This is a genomic window from Pantoea wallisii (assembly GCF_002095485.1).
Classification (GTDB): Bacteria; Pseudomonadota; Gammaproteobacteria; order Enterobacterales; family Enterobacteriaceae; genus Pantoea; species Pantoea wallisii.
Window position 1 is genome coordinate 12,515 of record NZ_MLFS01000048.1, and the last position, 22,180, is coordinate 34,694.

Here is a 22,180-nt window from a genome sequence, read left to right on the forward strand (position 1 = left end):
AACTCTGAAATTACTTCACAGGGCAGAATTGGATATATGCTCAGTTATCGCTTAATTCATCCCACAGGACAGGGTTACCACTATGTTTCGCTTTCTTATCTCACTCTTCAGTAGCCCGGAATCCCTGTTACAGGTAATGAGCCGCCAGGATATTCGTGAATCTATCCAGGATGGCGACAGAATTATTATTGACGAAGATGGTAATGCTTCGGTTAATCCGCTTAGCCCTGAGGTACAGCAGGACTTTCTTGAGCACGTTAATACATTAAAGGATATCTGAATGGGCACGGCAATTTTTATGGTGTTAATGGTGTGCGGCTACTGGTATACCAGCCGCGATATGTCCAGCCGGTTAAAAATAAAGCGATCCATTGGCTGGGATGTCTATTTTCTGATTGCCCTGTACGGCTGTATTTTCGTGGTACAGGGGGTGCTGGCTACCGCGCTGGTCTGGCTGATCTTACTGGCCGCCTCCGCGGCGAATAATACATTTGCCCTCTCTGCCGATCTGCATGCGCGCTGGCACGTCGATTTTATGACGTGGAGTTTCCTGGGCATTCAGGCGCCTGTGGTGATTATGCTGACGTTTGCCGTGCTGTTCTGCGTGTACCGTTCCAACTGGGCCGGCAGCGCGCGGCTGACTGCCGGAAGCCGCAAGGAGCTGTATCAGCGCCTGTCTCGCTCTAACGGTATTGAGCAGATGTTGCTGCACTGCATGGAAGAGGGTGAGCTGGCGTGGATAACGCTGAAATCGCGCCGCATCTATATCGGCATGATTCACGCCGCCACCTTTGAGTACGCCAATACTGCTAACGTGGTCATGATTCCGATGCTCAGCGGCTATCGCGATCCGCGCACGCTGAATCTGGCGGTCGAGCACAACTACAGCCGCTGGTATCACAAGCACGATATCAGCTTCTCCTCGACGCCAAAAAGTGCGCTGGAGTTTCGCAAGGTGCTGATGGTGTCACAAATTGAGAGCCTGTCACTGTTTGACCCGGCCAGCGCAACCGCGCTGGCGATGGGGAAAACCGTGGGTAAACGCCGGCGCTATCACCAACGTTAGCGCCTGCCCGACCACTGCCAGTTGCGCACCTCCGGCACATCTTCGCCGTGCTCACGCACATAGCGATGGTGTTCGGCGATGCGCTGCTGTAAATCGTCCAGCAGTTCCGGATGGCGCTCTGCCAGGCCGGGGACATGCAGGATGGCTGACTGCGCCAGATGGTAGCGGTCCAGCTGATTCAGTACGGTCATGTCGAACGGCGTTGTTGTTGTCCCCTCTTCATTGAAACCGTGCACGTGGAAGTTGCGGTGATTATTGCGCTGCCAGGTCAGGCGATGGATCAGATTAGGATAGCCATGGAAGGCAAAAATCACCGGCTTGTCACGCGTGAACAGCGCATCAAACTCCGCCTCCCCTTTGCCGTGCGGATGCTCCTCCTGCGTCTGCAGCGCCAGCAGATCGACAACGTTCACCACGCGGATGCGCAGCGCGGGCAGATAGTCACGCAGCAGGTCAACGGCCGCCAGCGTCTCCATAGTGGGCACATCCCCGGCGCAGGCCATTACCACCTCCGGCTCGTCGGTACAGCTCGCCCAGTGCCACTCGCCCATCCCCGCTTCACAATGGGTTTTGGCGCTCTCCATATCGAGCCACTGCGGTGACGGCTGTTTGCCGGCGACAATCACGTTGATACGGTCCCAGGTGCGCAGGCAGTGATCGCCCACCCACAGTAAGGTGTTGGCATCCGGCGGCAGATAGATACGTACGATATCGGCCTTTTTATTCGCCACGTGATCGATAAAGCCCGGATCCTGGTGACTGTAGCCGTTGTGATCCTGCCGCCAGACGTGCGACGAGAGCAGATAGTTTAATGAGGCGATCGGCTGCCGCCAGCCCAGCTTGCGCGACACCTTCAGCCATTTTGCGTGCTGGTTGAACATCGAATCCACGATATGGATAAACGCTTCGTAGCAGTTGAACAGGCCGTGACGCCCGGTAAGCAGATAGCCCTCCAGCCAGCCCTGACACTGATGTTCGCTCAGAATTTCCATCACCCGCCCGTCCCGCGCCAGCTGTTCGTCATAGCTTTCCGTCTCCGCCATCCAGCTGCGGCTGGTGACGTCAAACACCGGCGTCAGACGGTTTGAGGCAGTCTCATCCGGCCCGAACAGGCGGAAATTGTCCTGATTACGCTGGAAGATAGCACTGAGGTAGTGACCAAACTGCTTTGTGGCCTCGCCGCTATGGCTACCGGGCACGCCGGTCTCCAGCGCAAACTCACTGATATCGGGCGTATTCAGCGCGCGGCGTAAGCGTCCGCCGTTGGCGTAGGGCGACGCACCCATGCGTTTATTCCCCTGCGGCGCCAGCGCACGCAGTTCAGGGCGCAGTTTACCCGCCTCATCAAACAGCGTTTCTGGCTGATAACTCTGCAGCCACTGCTCAAGGATCTGCCGGTGCGCGTCATCTTCACGGCAGGCGGAGACCGGTACCTGATGCGCACGCCAGAAGCCCTCTACTTTTTTACCGTCAACCTCTTTTGGCCCGGTCCAGCCTTTAGGACTGCGCAGTACAATCATCGGCCAGCGCGGAATCGCCTCGTCTGCGCTGCCACTGCGCGCCTGCTGCTGATACCGCGCAATGGTGTTGAACGCCTGATCCAGCGCCTGCGCCATCTGCTGGTGCATCGCAGCAGGCTGGTCACCACACACAAACAGCGGCTCATAACCGTAACCGCTGAAGAGCTGCTGCAGATCGTCGTCGCTGCTACGTCCGAACAGCGTAGGGTTGGCAATTTTATAGCCGTTAAGGTGCAGAATCGGCAGTACCGCGCCATCCCGCTGCGGATTGAGAAACTTTATGCCGTGCCAGCTGGCGGCAAGCGGGCCGGTCTCCGCCTCACCGTCACCAATCACGCAGGGGACGATCAGCTCCGGGTGATCAAATGCCGCGCCAAAGGCGTGCGATAGCGAGTAGCCCAGCTCACCCCCCTCATTGATGGAGCCGGGGGTTTCCGCCGCCGCATGGCTGGGGATACCGCCAGGAAAAGAGAACTGCTTAAACAGCCGCTGCATCCCTTCCGCATCTTCACTGATGTGCGGGTAGATCTTGCTGTAGCTGCCCTCCAGCCATGTATTCGCCACCATGCCCGGTCCGCCATGTCCGGGCCCACACACATAGAGCAGATCGACATCGCGCTGGCGGATGATGCGATTAAGGTGCGCGTAGATAAAGTTGAGCCCCGGCGTGGTACCCCAGTGCCCCAGCAGGCGCGGTTTAATGTGCTCTGCCTGCAGCGGCTGGCGCAGCAGCGGATTATCCATCAGGTAAATTTGCCCGACAGAGAGATAGTTGGCGGCGCGCCAGTAGCGATCCAGCAAGGTCAGTTCATCATTCGCGCTGGGGGTAGTCATGCCTGCTCCTTAATTAATCTGATTGATTATTAACCTTAATAGAGGATCGGCGATGCCGCGAGCCAGACGGTAAGCGCAACCGGAAATAAAAATAACATAAAACATGGCACGGAAAATAATAAAGCGAAGCGCAAAAGGCACCCGGTTAATTAGCTTACAGAAAAGTCTTAATCCCTATTATTTACACCGTCACGCTTGCAGGAATGCCCTGCGCTATTATTATTAAATACGCAACTCGCACATGGCAGAAGAACCCGCCATGTTAATAAAGCTCATGAAGAGGAAATTAATTATGACTCAGCATCGAGGCGGTTCAGGTAATTTCGCAGACGATAAGCAGAAAGCATCTGAAGCGGGTAAAAAAGGCGGCCAGAGCAGCAACAGCGGCGGCGGTAACTTCAAAGACGACCGCGAAAAAGCCTCCGAAGCCGGTAAAAAAGGCGGTCAGAGCAGCAAACGCGGCTCCTGATACGCCAGTGACTCAGGGATGAGGCGTGGGGAGCACGGAGTGCTCCGTTATCTCCCGTCCCGTTTAAATATCTATCCTTTTGAATAGCGATAAATATTTATATCGTAACCGTTTCATTTATTTACCCCTTGCCGTTTCGTCTTTTATTGACGGGCATATTCCGCACCGTTTATTAACCTACGGAGAATAAACCATGAAAGTTGAATCCCTGCTCGATCTGTTTATTCACGACCTTTCTGATGTTTACAGCGCTGAAAAACAGATTACGCGTGCGTTACCTAAAATGGCTCGTGCGGCTTCGGATGAGAGTTTAAAACAGGCCTTCAGGCAACATCTGGAAGAGACCCAGGGGCAAATTGAGCGTCTCGATCAGGCCGTAGAGGCGCACGAAGAGTTGCGTATTAAACGCATGAAGTGCCATGCGATGGAAGGCCTGGTAGAAGAGGCGCAAGAGCTGATTGATTCAACCGAGGCGGGCCCGGTACGTGATGCGGGTCTGATTGGTGCCGCCCAGAAGGTTGAGCACTACGAAATTGCCACTTACGGCACTTTAGTCGCTACGGCGAAAAAACTGGGGCTGGATCAGGCAGCCAGTCTGCTGGCAGAGACGCTGGCAGAAGAGAAATCGACCGACGAAAAACTGACAACTATCGCTGAACAACAGTGAATAACTATGTGAAATGATTGCAGTCTCTCTGCTCTCGTGAACGTTTCAACGAGGTGAGCTATGTTTCGACACGTTAAGAAATTGCAGTATACCGTCCGGGTTAATGAGCCTAACCCCGGACTGGCCAATCTGCTGCTGGAGCAGTTTGGCGGCCCGCAGGGCGAATTAGCCGCAGCGATGCGCTACTTTACTCAGGGTTTAGGTGATGACGATCTTGGTCGTCGTGACATGCTGATGGATATCGCTACCGAAGAGCTGAGCCATCTGGAGATTATCGGTTCGCTGGTTGGCATGCTGAACAAAGGTGCCAAAGGCAAGCTGGCCGAGGGCACGGAAGAGGAAGGCGAGCTGTACCGCTCAATTACCGGTGCCGGTAACGATAGTCATCTGACCTCCATTTTGTACGGGGGTGGTCCACCACTGACGAACTCCGGCGGCGTGCCCTGGACGGCGGCTTATATCGATACCATCGGTGAAGTGACGGCGGATCTCCGTTCCAACGTTGCAGCCGAAGCGCGTGCCAAGATCATCTACGAACGTCTGATTAACGTGACAGATGATGTGGGCGTAAAAGATGCGCTGGGCTTCCTGATGACGCGTGAAGCGGCGCATCAGCTCTCCTTTGAAAAAGCGCTGTATTCGATTCGCAACAACTTCCCGCCGGGTAAACTGCCACCGATTGAGCAGTATGCGCATACCTACTTCAATATGTCTGAAGGGGATGAAGTACGCGGCAGCTGGAATTCGGATGAGAACTTCGATTACGTCGCCAATCCGCAGCCAGCGGTTGATGGCGGCGATGGCCTTGCTCACGTCACCCTGCCGGCCGATCAGCAGGCTGATGTGGATAGCCTGGCGGCCCGTACCGCGTCCGATCCGGATGTTAATCCGCTGACAGGTGCCGAGGCCGGCAGTAAAAAACCGCAGCCTGATGTCTGATTAAGGAGGTCCGTATGACTAATCGCATGGGTAATGGTGGTCGTCCTGATGACCAAAAGTCGCCACAGCGACCTGAGGATGACGAGACCAACGCACCGGAATCAGGTGATAAACAACCTGATTGATCCTAACCGCCTTCGGGCGGTTATTTTTTGTCTTCCGCTTCGCGCCCTTTTTGTTCTCGCGTTTACCCTTCGCTTATTTTATTTCATAACGAGAATCATCAGATTAATTAACGATCCTGCCGAAGCGTCTCGAGAAATATAAGCGAAGCGGCAGAGCGCATTATTTTTGTGCGCCCTGAAAAATTACGCGTTTATTTTTGTTTTACGCTGGCGTTCTGCAGATTCTGGTCTATGGTGCATAGAGCTTGTCAGTACCACGCATCACTATAATAACCAGGAATCAATGATGGATTTTAAAATGTTTGAAGCCAGACTACAGCAATGGCAACACTTGCACTTCACTGCGATTGAGTTAAATCAACGCGACGGAAAATTCGAAATTTACGCAACCGCCGCAGAACATCAAACACTTAGCCAGCTTTTTATCTGCCGGGCAAGCGATGAAACCCATGCTCAGGAGCAGATAAAACAGTTCCGCAGCTGGTTACATAAACTCAATCTTGGCCGGACAAAGCGCAAACTGCAGCAGTTTAATCGTACTGCCACGGTTAATTTTCATGCGACTAAAAGCGTGGCGTTAAAATAACCTGCCGTGCGGTTCTGCTTTTTTACATTGCATTAATGGCGATACCCGGCGTATTGTGTGGCCGACGATGAATCTATTTTTGTCTCTAAGGCCACCTCTTATTAATATCCTGCAACAACGCTTTCCCGTTATGCCCTGTGATAGTGCAAAAGCTTACTGTATTTATCACTTCACCCGCGCTTTCGTTATGCTGGCGCACTTTATCTCCTTACCGCAGGCGCAGCGGGAGAAAAAAGTTTCGTGTCGCTATTGCCTGTGTCACACTGTATATACATACAAGTTGTGGAGGTGATGTGAGAGATGAGAACCGTCCAACACCGGATCTGTATGCGCTGATTGGTATCGCGGTAGCGGGATTTGTTCGGGAGGATCGCGCTTTTGAGGCGCATGACGTTACGCTGACGCTCCACGATATGAAATCGGGAACGCACGATAAAGAGTTACAGTTGCTGTGCGATGCCGCTATACGGCTACTGGCCGATCTGATGCACTGAGTTGTCCCCCACGTAAATGGGGGACGCACGACTCATCAGGCATCATCCGGCGTATAGCCCACGACAATCTCCAGCGTACGCCGTAACACATCGGCTTCGGCCTGGTCATGCGTAGACTCCAGCGCCATTACCAGACACAAGATAATCGATTTATTACTGACCCGACCCTCTGTTGCCAGCAGCGTGCGGATAACATTATCCAGCACCATGGCTTCATCAGATAATACCTTACCCGCATCACGAAAATGCGCGGCCAGCTCAGTGTCAGGCAGCGCAGTATAGAGGTTGTGATTTTCCGACATCATGCTCATCCCGTACTGTTAGCTACACAGTCAGATTATAATTCAACTTCCGGTTAATGCTTGCGGCTACTGCCCGGCGTTTCAGTACTGCTGAACAGCTGGTGTACGTTGTCCCTTTCCGGCTGATCGTCACGCCGTTTGCGTCCTGCGGAGACGCTATTGCGCACCTCTGCAATGGCAGCATTGATCAGCGTCTGCTGATTGCCGTCGCTGGCCTGGGCGTGCATTTTATGTAACTCATCGATGAGCCCCTGGGTATTGACCGGCCCTGAGCGCTGTAACAGCGTCAGGGCGGCCTCCCCGATAAGCTCATCGATGATCTTCTGGTGTTCTTTGTTCATAACGAATCTCTGCATGCTGCCTGCCCCGACCGGGAACGTGGCAGAAAAATAGCGCCGTACAATTACGGCGCGATACAGCCCGTCACAGGTCATACATGGGATAGTGCATTATCAGAGAAAAGTTTTCGTGTGTACAACCTGAACGTCTTAATACGCTTTCAGCTTTCACGCTCAAATAACAGGCCGATGAGCTGGTGATAGTGGTGCTCTTCTTCGGTCGTTGAAGCAAGCTCCAGACGACGCAGAAGTTTCGTACAAAGGGATTTGCGATTCAGATTGCGGCCCTCGCGGAGGATCTCAACGACCACCTGCCCCAAAGTTTCCTGCTGTGATGGCAGGGAAGCTTTGCTGAAATAGTTGGCAATCGCCTCGACTGAGTTCGGAGTGTATCCGTTCTGGCGCATAAGTGACTCCCGTTAAAGTTGACTACCGGATAAGTATCCGGTGAAGTTGTACAAGTATTGTAAAAACTGTACAGAGGATAATAGAGGTTTCGGGAGGTTTTTGTTGCAAAAAGTGCTACCGGCAGGCAATTAAGAGTATTGGAAATCCAGGCATATCAAGCTTTCAGGCCCGGCGTCACCTGTTACTGACGCGGGCCCTGTACAAGTTAACTTTTTTTGTCGCGCTCCGCAGCGGGCATTCTGACACTGTCGCTCTGGTGACTCAATCCCCGCAAAGGCGAACGGCTGCGATTGTCGTTCTCTTCCGCTGAACGGTAGTTCATCAGCACTGGCGGGCCTCAGCTATCTGCTCAAGCCGCTCTGTGTCTGTCTCTTTTCCGGCCATAGTTGCCAGTTCAGCAGCCAGCGCGGAAACCGTCACATCCTTGCGTTGTAACAGCAGCGCATAGGCCGCTTCACCAACGATTTTATGCTCTGCATTCATCATATTTAACCTCCTGAGAATGTGGGCTTACGCTTGGTTCTCACAGGTTATTATAGACTATTGCGTTTTCACAACCGTCTGGCTTATTTTACGGGAATTATTGAGATGTGCCCGTTGACCTCCAGTACCGCATATTTAATTTGCTCCAGCCGCTCCAGCCCCTGCGAACGTGCCGCTTCCAGCACATCGTCCTGACTGATACCGGTCATCTTCATCCGCTGGTGCAAAGCGTTACCGTGTTCAACCAGAATCACCGGCCCCCCTTCTGCCATCTGCTCAATGGTCGGAAAGCGGTTTTTCAGTTTCCCGAGCACGATATCAATCGCAACCAGCGTTATGATGGTCAGCGCGGCACCGGTGACAGAGAAATCATCACCCAGCAGCGCCTGCTGCGTAGCTTCACTGATGATCAAAAGCAGGATGAGATCGAATGAGGTCATCTGCAGCAGTGCACGCCGCCCCGCAATTTTAAACACCACCATTAGCACCAGGTAGATACCGGCCGCGCGTAATACGGTTTCCATAACGTTCGCCTCTCAGGGATAGATCCATTGGGAGAAATGTACCGGCTGCATGCCGTCAACGCTGACGCTAACCGGCACTGTCCCCACGCTTTGCGCCTGCAGGCCGAGCCACACGGCGTGGCTGGCATTGGCGGCGTGCGTCGCAAACGTTAAGCGCAGATCGTTACCCTCGGTTATCGCCTCCAGCGGCTGCGGCTGCAACGTCTGGATCTGCAGGTGGTTAAGCGCCCCGCTGCCAAGGGTGACGGTAAAACGATCGCCGGCGTGTGGCGCAACGTGAATCGTCATGTTCATGTTGCTTTGCGCCCGACCGAAGCGTTCGTACTCAACCGTAACCGAACCATCCGCGGAGCGCGCGTGGCCGCTGCTCAAAAAGCCTTTGGAGAACAAGCCACAGGCGCCGAGAATAACAATCGCTATCAGCAGATACTCACCGGCGCGCTGTATGACACTCTCGCGGCGCTGCCAGCGCATGTTCTCTTGTACCGGAGCGCTCCGGCTGCTTAACTCATCATTTTTCACCGCATCATCCCTCTGGCATGGAGACAAACGTCAGGCAGGCCTGGTCCGCCTGTTATCTCAAGCTTAGTGAGGGAAAACGTGCACGTCATGTTGCGGCTCGGTTTATTTTACGTCGGGCTTAAAACGTAATGATAAATAAAACAGTAACTGCACAATTAATTCTATAATTCTGTTATCAGGTGATGTCATGTATTAACGAAACAGGAAACAAACAATGGATGAGAAATTAATTTCCTTAGCTAATGAACTGGGCGAAATTTTAAAAGAAAAATCACTGACGGTAACCACAGCGGAATCCTGTACGTCAGGCTGGGTAGGCTCCGCGCTGGCCGCCGCCAGTGACAGCAGCCGCTTTTATAGCAGTGGTTTTATAACCTATACCAATGAAGCGAAGCAGCGCGTTTTAGGTGTCAGCGGCGATACGCTGGCACGTTTTACCGCCGTCAGCGAAGCGACTGTCAGCGAAATGGCCTGCGGTGCAAAGAAACTCTCCGGCGATAACATCGGCCTTGCAACCAGCGGCTACGCAGGACCGGATGGCGGCGAAGATGGCACGCCGGCAGGCACCGTATGGTTCGCCTGGTGCCTGGCGGATGAGAGCGTACACACCAGCCGTCAGTGGTTTTCCGGCGAAAGCGAAGAGGTAGTGTATAAAGCCACTCTCTTTAGCCTGAGTGAATTAAAACGCTTACTGGCAGAGTAAAACGCGTTTTTAACGAGACGGAGAACGCGGGATGGCTAATTTTAATTTTTAAACATAAAGCTGGCCATCCTGCTGATTATTCCCGACATCCTGATAGCGGGGCGTAAAAAGAGAGCCCGCCGCGCTTGCATGTCATTAAGCAGCGAGTAGCCTTAATAAAGTAATACGCTGATGAGACGACGCTTATCGCGCTATTAATGGCTGTTAGTGAGGTAATATTCTGAGTAAGCCTTGCGACAGTTCCGGTAATTTCGCTGACGACGAACAGATCGCGTGATACCGGTAAAAACGGCTACAGAATAGCCGTCGCAATGGCTGACAGACGGTTACCTTGCCCGGGTATGCCATAACGCTTTCTAAGGGTGTTTATCGCACTTTTTTGTTGTTTTGGGCTACTTACCCCACGGTGCTGTTACAGCGACAGCGCCGTTTTTTATTTCCGTATGGCGCGATCGCCCTGCTTTACCACTTATAACGATAAAATATAACGATATAAACCGTTTTTATTAATGACGCTTCCTGCGCATCATAAATGCAACACAGGAGGACGTTATGGCTGATATCTCATTACTGCGACACCCGCGCGGCGTGGCACCGCTGGCTTCCGGCTTAGTGCTGACGGGCGCGATTGCCTTACTCACTGCATGGCTTGGCAACCAGCCCGCCGTTGCCCGGCTGGGTTTAGGCGCGCTTACGCTGGCTATCCTCGGCGGGATAATTTTAGGGAATACGCTCTATCCTGCCCTCCACGATCGCTGCGGAGAGGGCGTGCAGTTCGCCAAACAGAAGCTGCTGCGCCTCGGTATTATTCTGTACGGTTTTCGCCTGACGTTTCAGCAAGTGCTGGATGTTGGCGTTAGCGGTGTCGTGATCGATGCCCTGATGCTGACCAGTACCTTTCTGCTTGCCTGCTGGCTCGGGCGTAAGGTGCTGAAGCTGGACCGTGAAACCGCGTGGCTGATTGGTGCCGGCAGCAGTATCTGCGGCGCCGCCGCTGTACTGGCCACCGAACCGGTGATCAAAGCCAGCCCGACCAAAGTGGCGGTTGCCGTGGCGACCGTGGTGATCTTTGGTACCGCCGCTATCTTTCTTTACCCGCTGATTTGGCACGGCATAGCAACGTTGTTCCCCGATATCAGCCCCGCTGCGTTCGGCGTTTATACCGGCTCCACCATGCACGAAGTGGCACAGGTGGTCGCGGCCGGCCACGCCATCAGCCCTGAAACGGAGAATGCGGCGGTGATTGCGAAGATGCTGCGCGTCATGATGCTGGCACCGTTTCTGGTAATTGTGGGTATGCTGGTGCGCCGCCGTACGCCAGAGGCGGGCGGTACACCGCAGCGCATCACCTTTCCATGGTTTGCCCTGCTGTTCATCCTGGTGGCGCTGTTTAACTCAACACATCTGGTACCGCCCGCTGCGCTTGCTGTGATTAATCAACTCGATAACGTATTACTGGCCATGGCGATGGCCGCGCTGGGGCTCACCACTCAGATCGGTCAGTTGAAAAAAGCCGGGCTGCGCCCACTGCTGCTGGGCCTGCTGCTGTTTATCTGGCTGATTATCGGCGGGGGTGCCATTAACGTGGCGGTACATGCTCTGCTCAGCTAATGCGCCCCACCCGCTTTACCCTGGCGGAACCTGCTTTATTCGATGAATAATCAATAAATTACCGGTTCCGCCTCATTTCCCGCTTCGCTGCCGCTGCTTGTCTGTCTATACTGTTTTTATATACAGTCTTTTTTGAGCAAAACGTTATGTACGCTCTGGTAGATGTCAACTCTTTCTACGCCAGCTGCGAAACTGTGTTTCGCCCGGACTTGCGCGGCAGGCCGATTGTGGTGCTATCGAATAACGATGGCTGCATTATTTCACTGAGCAGGGAAGCAAAAAAACTTGGCCTCAAGATGGGGGCGCCCTACTTTAAACATCGCGAAGAGCTGCTGCGCCATCAGGTGGTGGTTTTCTCCTCAAACTATGCCCTGTATGGCGACATGTCGCGGCGCGTAATGGACACGCTGGCAGAGATGTCCCCGCGCGTCGATGAGTACTCCATTGATGAGGCCTTTGTCGATGTCAGCGGCATGCGTAACGTGACGTCGCTTGAAGCGCTGGGGGGCGAAATCCGTGACCGTATCTATAAAGAGACTCACCTTCGCGTCGGCGTCGGCATTGCTCCGACCAAAACCCTGGCCAAACTCGCTAACTGGGCGGCCAAACGCTGGACCAAAGCCCATAACGTGCTGGATCTCTCCGCAACGCAGCGCCAGCGCGGGCTGATGCAGCGCATGAACGTGGAAGATGTATGGGGCGTAGGCCGGCGTTTGTCAAAAAGGCTCAATCTTATGGGGATTGAGACCGCGCTGCAGCTGGCTGACGCGCCAACCGCGCTAATCCGCAAGAACTTTGGCGTAGTGCTGGAGCGCACGGTACGCGAGCTGCGCGGCGAGCCGTGCCTGGCGTTTGAAGAGGTGATTCCGCACCGGCAAAATATCCTCTGCTCACGCTCGTTTGGCGATCGTATTACCGAGTACCAGGATATGCGCGAAGCCATCGCCAGCTACGCCGCGCGTGCCGCCGAGAAGCTACGCAGCGAGCGGCAGTATTGCCGCCATATCAGCACCTTTGTCCGCACCAGCCCGCACGATCCACATCAGCCCTACTACGCCAATGCCGCCAGCCAGACGCTGATCACCCCTACCGCCGACAGCCGCGATATTATTCAGGCCACGCTCAACTGCCTGGATCGCATCTGGGTACCCGGCAAACGCTATCTGAAAGGCGGCGTGATGCTGGGAGATTTCTACAGCGACGGCGTGGCGCAGTTTGATCTGTTTGCTGACTATCAACCCAGGCGCAATAGCGAGCAGCTGATGGCGCTGATGGATGAGATGAACGCCCACCAGCGCGGTGCGCTGTGGTTTGCCGGCCAGGGCATTCAGAAACCCTGGGCGATGAAGCGCGAGATGCTGTCGCCGGCCTATACCACCCGGGTAAGTGATGTGATGCGGGTGAAGGTGCGTTAGCCGTCTGCGCCGCTTATGCCTCCGCGCGTGATTTTCTGGCCAGCCAAAGGTAGGCGCCTACACGTCAAGCCCGAAATGTTCATTTAAACACGGTTGATTTCGCGCTCGCGCGCCCTCACAGTTATGCTTTCGTCCTGACAGGAGTAAAAACAATGGCAACCGAATATGCGATCATCGCCGGTGGCTGTTTCTGGTGTACCGAAGCAGTGTTCAAAGATGTGATTGGCGTAGAGTCAGTAGAGAGTGGTTATACCGGCGGCGAGCGTCCGAATCCCACTTACGAGCAGGTGTGCAGCGGTGCCACCGGTCACGCTGAAGCCATTCGCGTCGGGTTCGATCCCGAAAAGGTGAGCTACGGCGATCTGCTGGATATCAGCTTTGCCACTCACGATCCTACCCAGCTGAATCGCCAGGGCAACGATGTGGGTACGCAGTACCGCTCAGCGATTTTCCCGGCCACTGCCGAGCAGGAAGCCGAAGCGATCGCCGCCATTGCGCGCGCGCAGGAGGATCACAATGTGCCGGTGGTCACCACCATTGAGCCACTGAAAGCCTGGTATCCGGCGGAAGCGTATCACCAGGATTACTGGGACGGTGCCGGCCAGCGTAACGGATACTGCCTGGCGGTGATCCCACCGAAATTACAGAAGCTGCGTAAAAGTTTTGCTAACCGCGTAAAACAGAGTTAATCACGTCAGCCTTTCAGGTGCGCATTATGCGCACCTGCACTGAATATCCTGCTGTTTTTGCCGCGACCCGCCCCCGATTATCCGTCATAATAGCTCCCCTCCTCTTTTCAGAGCGCCATCATGAATTTTCCACAGCCCGAAACCACGGCGCACAGGCGGCCGATGAAGCTCAACACCCTGGTGACGCTGATGCTGAGCGCGGTGATCGTGCTGGTGCTGCTGAGTGTGCATATGTTCTATTTCTTCCAGATTGGCGCTTCCACGCGTAGCCAGCTGGAGGATAAAGCGATGGCGGTAGCGCGTACGCTGGCTAAATCGCCGGAGATTCAGCAGGCGCTGCGGCTACCGCCCGAACAGGCAAATCTCCAGCCAATCGCCAAAGCGGTTGAAGCCAGCAACAACCTGTTGTTTATCAGCATTACCAATATGGACGGCATACGTTATTCGCACCGCAACCCGGAGCTGGTGGGTAAGCACTTTATTGGTGCCGATATTGAGCCGGCGCTACGCGGCAGCGAGGTAGTCTCGGTCAATCAGGGTTCACTGGCCAAAGCCCTGCGCGTCTTTACCCCTATCTATGACGCACAGCGCCGTCAGCTGGGCGTGGTGTCGATCGGTATTTCCCTTGATGCCGTGACCGATCAGATCAACCAGAGCCGCTGGAGCATCTTATGGACCATCCTGATCGGCACCCTTGCCGGTGCGGTGGGTACGCTGGTGCTGGTGCGCGTGCTGAAACGCATTCTGTTTGGCCTGGAGCCCTATGAGATCTCCACCCTGTTTGAGCAGCGCCAGGCGATTCTCAACTCCGTGAAAGAGGGCGTGGTGGCGATGGATGAGCAGGGCCAGGTCACGCTGGTGAACCAGGCCGCACAGCAGCTGCTGAACGATAACATGGCCAGCAGCGTCGTGAGCGCAGAGCGCATTTATGACGCCTCGGTGATCAATCACCACCTGCAGGAGGTGCTGCGCAGTGGGCATGCCCGGCGGGATGAGGAGCTCAACGTCAATGGTCGCCTGCTGTTGAGTAACACCGTGCCGGTGCGCAGCCAGGGGCGTATTATCGGCGCGGTCTGCACCTTCAGGGACAAAACCGAGATCAGTCAGCTGATGCAGCGCCTGACGGGCATGGTAAGCTATGTGGATGCGCTGCGTGAGCGCTCGCACGAATTTATGAACAAGCTGCACGTGATTCTTGGCCTGCTGCATATGAAGAACTATGCGCAGGTGGAAGCCTATATTTTAAAAACCGCTAACAACTATCAGACGGAGATCGGCTTCCTGCTGGAGAAGATTAAGTCACCGGTGATTGCCGGTTTCCTGCTCAGCAAGATCAATCGCGCCTCTGACTGCGGCCATCGCCTCACCATCAGCGATGCCAGCTACCTGCCGGATAGCGGTAATGAGCAGCAGATGGCGGCGCTGATTACTATCGTCGGCAACCTGGTGGAGAACGCCCTGGATGCGATGAGTGAGCAGACCGAAGGTGAAATTCACGTGATGCTGCACTATCAGAACGGCTGGCTGACCTGCGAAGTGAGCGATGATGGCCCGGGCATTATGCCAGACCACCTTGCCACGGTGTTCGATAAGGGCTTCTCCACCAAGGGCGAAAATCGCGGCGTGGGGCTGTTCCTGCTGAAACAGCAAACCGAGCATCTGGGTGGCAGCGTCAGCGTGGAGTCAGAACCTGGCGTGTTTACGCAATTTTTAGTCCAACTTCCGTGGGATGGAGGAAACCAAACCGCATGATTAACGTGTTAGTGGTCGATGATGATGCCATGGTCGCCGAACTGAACCGCAGTTTTATCGGCCAGGTGCCGGGTTTTAACTGCGTCGGCACGGCCTCAACGCTGCAGCAGGCGAAGGAGTTCCTGTTTAACAGCGACACGCCGATCGACCTGCTGCTGCTGGATATCTACATGCAGCAGGAGAACGGTCTCGATCTGCTGCCCGCGCTGCGCAAAGCGCAGAGCCCGGTGGAGGTCATCATCATCTCGTCAGCGGCGGATGCGGAGAACATCAAAACCTCGCTGCACTATGGCGTGGTGGATTATCTGATTAAGCCGTTCCAGTTCCCGCGCTTTGAAGAGGCGCTGACCGGCTGGCGGCAGAAGAAGTCGCTGATGGATAATCAGCACTACTATCAGCAGGCGGATCTTGACCTGCTGATGCACGGCAGCCCGGCAACGCAGCATGACAATAAACGGTTACCGAAAGGCCTGACGCCGCAAACCCTGCGCACGCTGTGCCAGTGGATCGACGCGCATCCGGGGCACGAGTTCTCCACCGATGAGCTGGCAGCCGAGGTGAATATCTCCCGCGTCTCCTGCCGCAAATACCTGATCTGGCTGGCGCAGATCAATATTCTGTTCACCAGCATTCACTACGGCGCAACCGGGCGGCCGGTCTACCGCTATCGCCTGCAGCCGGAGTATCGCTCCCTGCTGCAGCAGTACTGTCAGTAACGCAGTGACCAGGCCGCATCCAGTGGCTGAAAGCGGAAGTGGCGCGGTGCAGAGCAGATGATTTGCTGGTCGCGGGTGACAAATACCGCGTCCAGATCGGCCTGGTCGGCAAGCCAGGCCAGCCCCCGCTCAACGCCCATGCCGTAGAGCAGCGTGGTGTAGATATCACCATCCAGCGAGCGATCGGCAATTACCGTGACGCTGAGCAGCTCGTTATCCAGCGGATAGCCGCTGCGCGGATCAAAAATGTGGTGCCAGCAGCGGCCGTCCAGCTCAAAATAGCGCTCATAGATACCGGACGTCACCACCGATTTGCCCTGCACCTGCAGCACTCCTAGCAGTTCATCCTCGCGGCCAAACGGTTTTTTCAGGCCGATGCCCCAGCCCTGCGGTTCGTGCGGCGGGCTGCCCAGCGTCTGCACGTTACCGCCCAGGTTAATCAGCGCCTGCGTTACGCCCTGCTGGCGCAAAAAGGCCTGCACCACGTCAGCAATATAGCCTTTGGCGATGGCGCCGAGATCGATCTCCATGCCAGGCTGCTGCAGAAACACCGAGCGCTGCGCATCATCCAGCACCACCTGATGCGGATCGGTAAGGCGGAGCAGCGCAGCGATCTCCGCAGCAGGCGGCACGCTGCGCCCCTGAAAGCCAATCTTCCAGCGTTTCACTACGGGCCCGATGGCAAAGTTAAAGGTACTGTCCGGCAGGATGCTCACCGCATGCGCCACGCTGATCAGACGCCAGACCGCTTCGCTGACCACCACCGGATGGCGACCGGCAGCGTGGTTGATCGCCATCACTTCCGATGCGGCGCGGTTAACGGTGAACAGATTCTCCTGCTGTTTGATCAGGCTGAATACCTGGCGGGCGAGCGTGGGATTGTCTTCGAAGAGTTTGAGCAGAATGGGCGAACCCATCAGGACGGCAGAGTAGCTATAGACGCCAGCGTCGGACATGAGTCGCCTCGTGAGAAAAACGCTGCCTGCCGGTAAGCAGGCAGCGTAACAGCTTAGTTGCCCAGTGCCAGTTTAGCGGCATTCCGGCCAGCTTTGATACCAAAGATGATGATATCGGCCACGGCGTTACCGCCGATACGGTTAGCACCGTGGATACCGCCGACCACTTCACCGGCCGCCCAGGCACCGGGAATCACCTGCTTCTGCGCATCCAGCACTGCGGTGTCGGTGTTGATGGTGACGCCGCCCATGGTGTGATGCACGCCCGGGGCGATGCGGATAGCGAAATAGGGCCCCTGATTAAGCGGATGACGCAGCGCGGTTTTGCGACCAAAGTCTTCGTCATTCTGGTTAATCACGAATTCATTGTAACGGCCAAGCGTGGTTTGCAGCGCTTCCTGATCCATGTTGAGTTTCACTGCCAGCTCGTGCGGCGTCGGTGCGCTGATCACAAAGCCTTTGGCGATGTACTCGTCCGCTGCTTTGTTGTTGGCCCGCACCTGCTCGTCAAAGATGATCCACGCACTTTTCTCCGGCAGCGCGATGATCTCAGCAGAGACTTTGTCGCGGGTTTCCATCTCATTATAGAAACGCTGGCCCGCCTGGCTGACGAGGATCGCCCCGCCGCCACGCATCGCTTCGGAGATCAGATACGAGGTGGTCTGCTCTACCGTTGGGTGAATCTGGATCTCGCCCATATCGACGGTATCTGCGCCAATTTTCTGCAGCATGCCAATACCGCTGCCGGTTGCCCCTTTGTGGTTCGTGGTGACGAAGCCATCCAGCTCCGGACGGTACTTCACGACCATCTCGCGGTTAGCACTGAAGCCGCCGGTCGCCACAATCACACTCTTCGCATTCAGGATGCGGCTGTCGTTGTACTCATCCACCACTTTTACGCCGGTCACGGCGCCATTCTCAAACAGAATCTCTGAGACAGAGGTCTCCAGCAGCACTTCGATTTCGCGCTGGTTAATGTTCTTCACCAGGCCGCTGATCAGGAAGCCACCGACCGCTGAGCGATCTTCCGGACGGTGGGTACGGTCAATGCTCATGCCGCCGGTAATGGTGATATCGCTCAGTTCGATCTGTTTAGCCGCCAGCCACTCAATGGCTTCCGGTGCCTGCTCAACAAACTCACGCAGCAGAACCGGGTTGTTTTTGAATTTACCGCCCTTGAGCGTCTCTTCGTAGAACAGCTCTTTGCTGTCTTCAATCCCTTTCAGCTTCTGATAACGGGTCTCTGCCGCGTTCATGCCCACTGACGCTTTGATGGTGTTGCCGCCAATGGTCGGCATTTTTTCGATGATTACCACGCGCGCGCCGTCATCGTGCGCCTGAATCGCTGCGGCCAGCCCGGCACCGCCGGTACCGATCACCACCACATCGTAGTTGACCGGTGCATTCGGATTACCGCCCTCTTCAATCACATACTCTTTGCTTGAGGTGGTCAGCGCACGTGAGACCGCTTTTTTCAGCGCCTCACTCTGTGTGGTGGCACCGGTAATGGCATCCACGTGCGGGCTGTTTGCCACCAAAATACGTTCGCGCAGGCTCTCGAAGGTGCTGGTGAAATCGACGTCAAGGTTCGGGTCCGGTACCAGCGAGATATCGGTAATACGGTCGGTATCGAGCGTAACGTTGATTTTCAGCTTCAGCGCTTCGGCTTCAACTTTGGCCTGATAAACCCCGGCTTTGTACTTACGGTGACCATCACTGACGTCACGGATCATCGCGTCCACCAGCGAGAAGCGCCACAGCGGCTCCGGAATGGTCAGGGCTTCGCGTTTGGTGCTGTCGATATACAGCTCCATGCGCTCATTATTAATGATGCGATCGGCCCAGTCCGGATAGGCGATACAGGCTTTGCCCACCGCCACCAGGTCAAAACCTGAGGCCAGCGCCAGTTCAGCATCCTCTTTATTCACTACGCCGCCGACGCCAATGACCGGTACCTTCGCCAGCTGAGCAGAGCGCTGCGCCAGATATTTCGTGATCAGCGGCGTCGGGTCCTGCGTATCCACAATTGACGGGCGTAGCAGCTGGCCAACAGAGAAGTGGACGTAATCAAGACCGCGCGCCGCCAGCTTCTCCAGCAGCCAGAGCGTGTCATCCCAACGGATGCCCGGCACTTCCAGCTCTTCCGGCGAGAAGCGGTAGCCAATAATGAAATCCGCTGCCGCAAAGCGATCGGCCATGTTGTGGGTAATCTCCAGCACCTCCAGCGGGAAGCGTGCGCGGTTTTCGCGGCTGCCGCCCCACTTATCGTCGCGCTGGTTGGAGTTGGGTGAGTAGAACTGCTGAATCAGGTAGGTATTTGCACCGTGGATCTCTACACCGTCGAAGCCGGCTTTGATGGCACGGTTCACCGCATCACCGAATTTAGTGATCATGACATCCACCTCTTCCGCGGTCATCGCCTGCGGAGTGGTGGCGCCTTCACGCGGCGCGGCGATGGCGCTGGGCGCAATCGGCGTTTTCCCGCCAATCAGCGACGGTTCTACCATACGGCCGCCGTGGTAGATCTGCAGAATGGCTTTCGACCCCTGCGATTTGATCGCGTGGGCAATGCGTGCCAGGCCGGGGATCTTGTTGTCACTGTCGATGGCAATCGCGCCAGGGAACGCCGGGCCACGGTTATCAACGAAGGCACACTCAACAATCACCGTACCGATACTGCCCGCGCGCACCCGGTAATATTCGACAAGGTCGCTGGTGACACCGCCATCATAATAACCGGTGCAGGTGGTCATCGGCGCCATCACCAGACGGTTTTTAAGGACAGCACCTTTCGGGAGCGTTAACGGGTTAAGAATCGGGGTGAGCGTATTCATAATGGGTAACTCCGGAATGTAGAAATTGATAATCAATTCTTTGGCTGATCGGCGTCGTTTTTAATTATTGGAGTGGTCCGACTTCATGCTGTAAATATACCATTTAATTTAGTTACATAACCTAAGTTGTTAGTTATATAAGTTTCAGGCATGAAAGTAGTATTTATTACACATGGACGAAATTGTCGCTCCGCTAAGTTTTAACCAAGACTTGACAAAAATCAACTTTTTCCTTACATTTGATAAATTATCATTAATTTCAACGACATAAAAACAGCACAACTGCCTGCTATTGCTTAATTATGCGCCTGATGTTCACTTTTACTGCTTAATTCACCCCTTATGGTTCGTTTATTAAGGCGCAAAAGGTTAAAACAAAAAATCCCGCACAATTTTTATTGATCCAGATCAAAATAGATATTTTAATTAATCGCATCATAGCGTCATTCATTTGATAATTCGCGTAACGAATTTGCAAATCAAAGATTCATCTGAAAGGCATATTAAATAGTCACGGCAACTCTGCTCATTCTGTTTCGTTACTCAAAACCAGCAGCAACCGGGGCGATAAATCGCATTCTCCACAACTTGCAGACCAAAACTATGAATACACAAACAACCCAGAGTGAACCCCTGAAGGCGCCACCCGCCGCACCGGGGAAAAAGAACCGCCTGATGATGTTGTGCCTGCCGATTATCGTGGCTGTGCTGCTGCTACTGGTACCTACCCCTGCCGGGCTGGAACCTTACGCGTGGCACTTCTTCGCCATCTTTGTCGGGGTTATTGTCGGTCTGATTTTCGAACCCTTACCGGGTGCGGTTATCGGCCTGACCGGCGTGGTGGTGATCGCGCTGTTCAGCCAGTGGGTGCTGTTTAGCCCGGCAGAGCTGGCCGATCCGAAATTTAAAACCGCAGGACAAGCCTTCAAATGGGCGGTAAGCGGCTTCGGTAACTCCACCGTGTGGCTGATCTTCGGCGCCTTTATGTTCGCGGCTGGCTACGATAAGACGCAGTTTGGCCGCCGTCTGGCGCTGATCCTGGTGAAGTATCTGGGTCGCCGCAGCCTGACGCTGGGCTACGCCATCACCTTCGCTGACCTGCTGCTGGCGCCGTTTACGCCCTCCAACACTGCACGCAGCGGCGGTACCATCTACCCGATTATCGCCAACCTGCCGCCGCTCTACGGCTCTAAGCCTAACGATCCCAGCGCGCGTAAAATCGGTTCTTACCTGATGTGGGTGGCCATTACGGCGGCCTGTATCACCAGCTCAATGTTCCTTTCGGCGCTGGCCCCTAACCTGCTGGCGCTGGCGCTGGTCAAAAGCGTGGTGGGCTTTGATATCTCATGGGGCATGTGGTTCCTCGCCTTCCTGCCGCTGGGCCTGCTGCTGATTTTGACCATGCCGCTGCTGGCTTACTGGCTCTATCCGCCTGAAGTGAAAGTGAACGATGAAGTACCGCGCTGGGCAAAAGCGGAGCTGGAGAAGCTGGGCCCGCTGTCACGCAATGAGATCCTGCTGCTGGTGTTCGTGGTCGCCGCGCTGATGATGTGGATCTTCGCCACCGCCTGGATTGAACCGGCCATGGCTGCCCTGCTGGTTATCGTGCTGATGCTGTGGACTGGCGTGCTGAACTGGAGCGATATCACCAACAACAAAGCGGCATGGAACACCTTTGCCTGGTTCGCCACCTTAGTGGCGCTGGCGGATGGTCTGGCACGCGTGGGCTTTATCGCCTGGTTGGGTAAAGAGGGTGCGCTGCTGCTGCAGGGCTATGACCCGCAAGTCTCTGCGGTGGTGTTGCTGGTGGCCTTCTACCTGCTGCACTACCTGTTTGCCAGCACCACGGCGCACACTACGGCGCTGTTGCCCGCCATGCTGACCATTGCCGCCTCCATCCCGGGCATCAACATGCCTGTGTTCTGCCTGATGATGTGTACCTCACTGGGCGTCATGGGCATTATCACCCCGTACGGCACCGGCCCAAGTCCGATTTACTACGGCAGCGGCTATCTGCCAACCAAAGATTACTGGCGTCTCGGCACGATCTTCGGCGGCTTCTTCCTGATTGCGCTGATGGTTATCGCCTATCCGTGGATGGTGATGATGTTCTGATGATGTTGCTCCGATGTTAAAAACGGAGCCGCGCACGGCCATGAAAGTGATATGATGCTCGCCAGTCAGCTCTTGCAGAGGGCTGGCGAGAGAAAAATCGAATAACAGATCG

At 55.1% G+C, this 22,180-nt stretch carries 23 protein-coding genes; 14 read left to right on the forward strand and 9 right to left on the reverse strand.

Going from position 1 to position 22,180, the window contains the following annotated elements; genetic code table 11:
• Positions 1 to 82: 82 nt before the first annotated feature.
• Complete coding sequence (locus tag HA48_RS16035; protein WP_128602217.1) at positions 83 to 280, forward strand: hypothetical protein; 198 nt, start codon at positions 83 to 85, stop codon at positions 278 to 280.
• A complete protein-coding gene (locus tag HA48_RS16040; RefSeq protein ID WP_128602218.1) occupies positions 281 to 1,066 on the forward strand; it encodes a hypothetical protein in 786 nt (261 codons plus the stop codon).
• Here the strand turns inward: HA48_RS16040 and HA48_RS16045 are convergent.
• Positions 1,063 to 3,420, reverse strand: coding sequence for a phosphoketolase family protein (locus HA48_RS16045; RefSeq protein WP_128602219.1), 2,358 nt, complete (start codon positions 3,418 to 3,420; stop codon positions 1,063 to 1,065). The two genes, HA48_RS16040 and HA48_RS16045, sit on opposite strands and share 4 nt — an antisense overlap.
• Before the next feature lie 292 nt (positions 3,421 to 3,712).
• On the opposite strand from HA48_RS16045, the gene HA48_RS16050 reads away from it, so the two are divergent.
• The 5 genes from HA48_RS16050 (at position 3,713) to HA48_RS16070 (ending at position 6,700) form a co-directional block, all read left to right on the forward strand.
• Positions 3,713 to 3,889: a con-10 family general stress protein gene (locus HA48_RS16050; protein ID WP_128602220.1), complete on the forward strand. Its 177-nt coding sequence runs from the start codon at positions 3,713 to 3,715 to the stop codon at positions 3,887 to 3,889.
• Positions 3,890 to 4,082: 193 nt separating this feature from the next.
• On the forward strand, positions 4,083 to 4,556 hold the full coding sequence (locus HA48_RS16055; RefSeq protein ID WP_128602221.1) for a YciE/YciF ferroxidase family protein: 474 nt from the start codon (positions 4,083 to 4,085) through the stop codon (positions 4,554 to 4,556).
• Positions 4,557 to 4,616: 60 nt separating this feature from the next.
• On the forward strand, positions 4,617 to 5,495 hold the full coding sequence (locus HA48_RS16060) for a manganese catalase family protein (RefSeq protein ID WP_128602222.1): 879 nt from the start codon (positions 4,617 to 4,619) through the stop codon (positions 5,493 to 5,495).
• 408 nt (positions 5,496 to 5,903) lie between these two features.
• On the forward strand, positions 5,904 to 6,206 hold the full coding sequence (locus tag HA48_RS16065; protein ID WP_208613146.1) for a hypothetical protein: 303 nt from the start codon (positions 5,904 to 5,906) through the stop codon (positions 6,204 to 6,206).
• Positions 6,207 to 6,499: 293 nt separating this feature from the next.
• Positions 6,500 to 6,700, forward strand: a complete 201-nt coding sequence (locus HA48_RS16070) for a hypothetical protein (RefSeq protein ID WP_128602223.1) — start codon at positions 6,500 to 6,502, stop codon at positions 6,698 to 6,700.
• Between the two features lie 35 nt (positions 6,701 to 6,735).
• On the opposite strand, the gene HA48_RS16075 is transcribed toward HA48_RS16070, so the two are convergent.
• From HA48_RS16075 to HA48_RS16100, 6 genes are all read right to left on the reverse strand, one after another.
• Complete coding sequence (locus tag HA48_RS16075; RefSeq protein WP_128602224.1) at positions 6,736 to 7,002, reverse strand: biofilm development regulator YmgB/AriR family protein; 267 nt, start codon at positions 7,000 to 7,002, stop codon at positions 6,736 to 6,738.
• Positions 7,003 to 7,055: 53 nt separating this feature from the next.
• On the reverse strand, positions 7,056 to 7,343 hold the full coding sequence (locus HA48_RS16080; protein ID WP_128602225.1) for a hypothetical protein: 288 nt from the start codon (positions 7,341 to 7,343) through the stop codon (positions 7,056 to 7,058).
• 158 nt (positions 7,344 to 7,501) lie between these two features.
• The gene (gene ycgZ / locus HA48_RS16085) at positions 7,502 to 7,747 is read right to left on the reverse strand and encodes a regulatory protein YcgZ (RefSeq protein WP_128602226.1); all 246 of its coding nucleotides are present in this window, start codon (positions 7,745 to 7,747) and stop codon (positions 7,502 to 7,504) included.
• A 322-nt stretch (positions 7,748 to 8,069) separates the two neighbouring features.
• Positions 8,070 to 8,234 carry a hypothetical protein gene (locus tag HA48_RS22655; protein ID WP_244182886.1) on the reverse strand — a complete coding sequence of 55 codons (165 nt, stop codon included), beginning with the start codon at positions 8,232 to 8,234 and terminating at the stop codon, positions 8,070 to 8,072.
• A gap of 80 nt (positions 8,235 to 8,314) precedes the next feature.
• Positions 8,315 to 8,755 (reverse strand): DUF421 domain-containing protein, encoded by a 441-nt coding sequence (locus HA48_RS16095; RefSeq protein WP_128602227.1) that lies wholly within the window; start codon positions 8,753 to 8,755, stop codon positions 8,315 to 8,317.
• A 12-nt stretch (positions 8,756 to 8,767) separates the two neighbouring features.
• Positions 8,768 to 9,277 carry a hypothetical protein gene (locus HA48_RS16100; RefSeq protein WP_128602228.1) on the reverse strand — a complete coding sequence of 170 codons (510 nt, stop codon included), beginning with the start codon at positions 9,275 to 9,277 and terminating at the stop codon, positions 8,768 to 8,770.
• A gap of 214 nt (positions 9,278 to 9,491) precedes the next feature.
• Here HA48_RS16100 and HA48_RS16105 point away from each other — a divergent pair, with 214 nt between their 5' ends.
• From HA48_RS16105 to dcuR, 6 genes are all read left to right on the forward strand, one after another.
• Complete coding sequence (locus tag HA48_RS16105; protein WP_128602229.1) at positions 9,492 to 9,980, forward strand: CinA family protein; 489 nt, start codon at positions 9,492 to 9,494, stop codon at positions 9,978 to 9,980.
• Positions 9,981 to 10,532: 552 nt separating this feature from the next.
• Positions 10,533 to 11,591 carry a YeiH family putative sulfate export transporter gene (locus HA48_RS16110; RefSeq protein ID WP_128602230.1) on the forward strand — a complete coding sequence of 353 codons (1,059 nt, stop codon included), beginning with the start codon at positions 10,533 to 10,535 and terminating at the stop codon, positions 11,589 to 11,591.
• A 146-nt stretch (positions 11,592 to 11,737) separates the two neighbouring features.
• On the forward strand, positions 11,738 to 13,006 hold the full coding sequence (gene umuC / locus HA48_RS16115) for a translesion error-prone DNA polymerase V subunit UmuC (RefSeq protein ID WP_128602231.1): 1,269 nt from the start codon (positions 11,738 to 11,740) through the stop codon (positions 13,004 to 13,006).
• Between the two features lie 152 nt (positions 13,007 to 13,158).
• Positions 13,159 to 13,695 carry a peptide-methionine (S)-S-oxide reductase MsrA gene (msrA, locus tag HA48_RS16120; protein WP_128602232.1) on the forward strand — a complete coding sequence of 179 codons (537 nt, stop codon included), beginning with the start codon at positions 13,159 to 13,161 and terminating at the stop codon, positions 13,693 to 13,695.
• A 120-nt stretch (positions 13,696 to 13,815) separates the two neighbouring features.
• Complete coding sequence (locus HA48_RS16125; protein ID WP_128602233.1) at positions 13,816 to 15,447, forward strand: sensor histidine kinase; 1,632 nt, start codon at positions 13,816 to 13,818, stop codon at positions 15,445 to 15,447.
• The gene (gene dcuR / locus HA48_RS16130) at positions 15,444 to 16,163 is read left to right on the forward strand and encodes a two-component system response regulator DcuR (protein ID WP_128602234.1); all 720 of its coding nucleotides are present in this window, start codon (positions 15,444 to 15,446) and stop codon (positions 16,161 to 16,163) included. Before HA48_RS16125 ends, dcuR begins: the two co-directional genes overlap by 4 nt.
• Here the strand turns inward: dcuR and HA48_RS16135 are convergent.
• Together HA48_RS16135 and HA48_RS16140 are read right to left on the reverse strand one after the other, a co-directional pair.
• A complete protein-coding gene (locus HA48_RS16135) occupies positions 16,157 to 17,119 on the reverse strand; it encodes an FAD:protein FMN transferase (RefSeq protein WP_128602235.1) in 963 nt (320 codons plus the stop codon). The genes dcuR and HA48_RS16135 overlap by 7 nt on opposite strands.
• Positions 17,120 to 17,172: 53 nt before the next feature.
• A complete protein-coding gene (locus HA48_RS16140) occupies positions 17,173 to 19,953 on the reverse strand; it encodes a flavocytochrome c (RefSeq protein WP_128602236.1) in 2,781 nt (926 codons plus the stop codon).
• A 603-nt stretch (positions 19,954 to 20,556) separates the two neighbouring features.
• Between HA48_RS16140 and HA48_RS16145 the strand changes: the two genes are divergently transcribed.
• The gene (locus HA48_RS16145; RefSeq protein WP_128602237.1) at positions 20,557 to 22,068 is read left to right on the forward strand and encodes an anion permease; all 1,512 of its coding nucleotides are present in this window, start codon (positions 20,557 to 20,559) and stop codon (positions 22,066 to 22,068) included.
• The last annotated feature ends 112 nt before the right edge of the window (positions 22,069 to 22,180 follow it).

Excerpts from the sequence above, each read along its gene's own strand:
- HA48_RS16035 (WP_128602217.1), top strand. The coding sequence starts at position 83 with ATGTTTCGCTTTCTTATCTCACTCTTCAGTAGCCCGGAATCCCTGTTA.
- HA48_RS16040 (WP_128602218.1), top strand. The coding sequence starts at position 281 with ATGGGCACGGCAATTTTTATGGTGTTAATGGTGTGCGGCTACTGGTAT.
- HA48_RS16045 (WP_128602219.1), bottom strand. The coding sequence starts at position 3,420 with ATGACTACCCCCAGCGCGAATGATGAACTGACCTTGCTGGATCGCTAC.
- HA48_RS16050 (WP_128602220.1), top strand. The coding sequence starts at position 3,713 with ATGACTCAGCATCGAGGCGGTTCAGGTAATTTCGCAGACGATAAGCAG.
- HA48_RS16055 (WP_128602221.1), top strand. The coding sequence starts at position 4,083 with ATGAAAGTTGAATCCCTGCTCGATCTGTTTATTCACGACCTTTCTGAT.
- HA48_RS16060 (WP_128602222.1), top strand. The coding sequence starts at position 4,617 with ATGTTTCGACACGTTAAGAAATTGCAGTATACCGTCCGGGTTAATGAG.
- HA48_RS16065 (WP_208613146.1), top strand. The coding sequence starts at position 5,904 with ATGATGGATTTTAAAATGTTTGAAGCCAGACTACAGCAATGGCAACAC.
- HA48_RS16075 (WP_128602224.1), bottom strand. The coding sequence starts at position 7,002 with ATGTCGGAAAATCACAACCTCTATACTGCGCTGCCTGACACTGAGCTG.
- HA48_RS16080 (WP_128602225.1), bottom strand. The coding sequence starts at position 7,343 with ATGAACAAAGAACACCAGAAGATCATCGATGAGCTTATCGGGGAGGCC.
- ycgZ (WP_128602226.1), bottom strand. The coding sequence starts at position 7,747 with ATGCGCCAGAACGGATACACTCCGAACTCAGTCGAGGCGATTGCCAAC.
- HA48_RS22655 (WP_244182886.1), bottom strand. The coding sequence starts at position 8,234 with ATGATGAATGCAGAGCATAAAATCGTTGGTGAAGCGGCCTATGCGCTG.
- HA48_RS16095 (WP_128602227.1), bottom strand. The coding sequence starts at position 8,755 with ATGGAAACCGTATTACGCGCGGCCGGTATCTACCTGGTGCTAATGGTG.
- HA48_RS16105 (WP_128602229.1), top strand. The coding sequence starts at position 9,492 with ATGGATGAGAAATTAATTTCCTTAGCTAATGAACTGGGCGAAATTTTA.
- HA48_RS16110 (WP_128602230.1), top strand. The coding sequence starts at position 10,533 with ATGGCTGATATCTCATTACTGCGACACCCGCGCGGCGTGGCACCGCTG.
- umuC (WP_128602231.1), top strand. The coding sequence starts at position 11,738 with ATGTACGCTCTGGTAGATGTCAACTCTTTCTACGCCAGCTGCGAAACT.
- msrA (WP_128602232.1), top strand. The coding sequence starts at position 13,159 with ATGGCAACCGAATATGCGATCATCGCCGGTGGCTGTTTCTGGTGTACC.
- HA48_RS16125 (WP_128602233.1), top strand. The coding sequence starts at position 13,816 with ATGAATTTTCCACAGCCCGAAACCACGGCGCACAGGCGGCCGATGAAG.
- dcuR (WP_128602234.1), top strand. The coding sequence starts at position 15,444 with ATGATTAACGTGTTAGTGGTCGATGATGATGCCATGGTCGCCGAACTG.
- HA48_RS16135 (WP_128602235.1), bottom strand. The coding sequence starts at position 17,119 with ATGTCCGACGCTGGCGTCTATAGCTACTCTGCCGTCCTGATGGGTTCG.
- HA48_RS16140 (WP_128602236.1), bottom strand. The coding sequence starts at position 19,953 with ATGAATACGCTCACCCCGATTCTTAACCCGTTAACGCTCCCGAAAGGT.
- HA48_RS16145 (WP_128602237.1), top strand. The coding sequence starts at position 20,557 with ATGAATACACAAACAACCCAGAGTGAACCCCTGAAGGCGCCACCCGCC.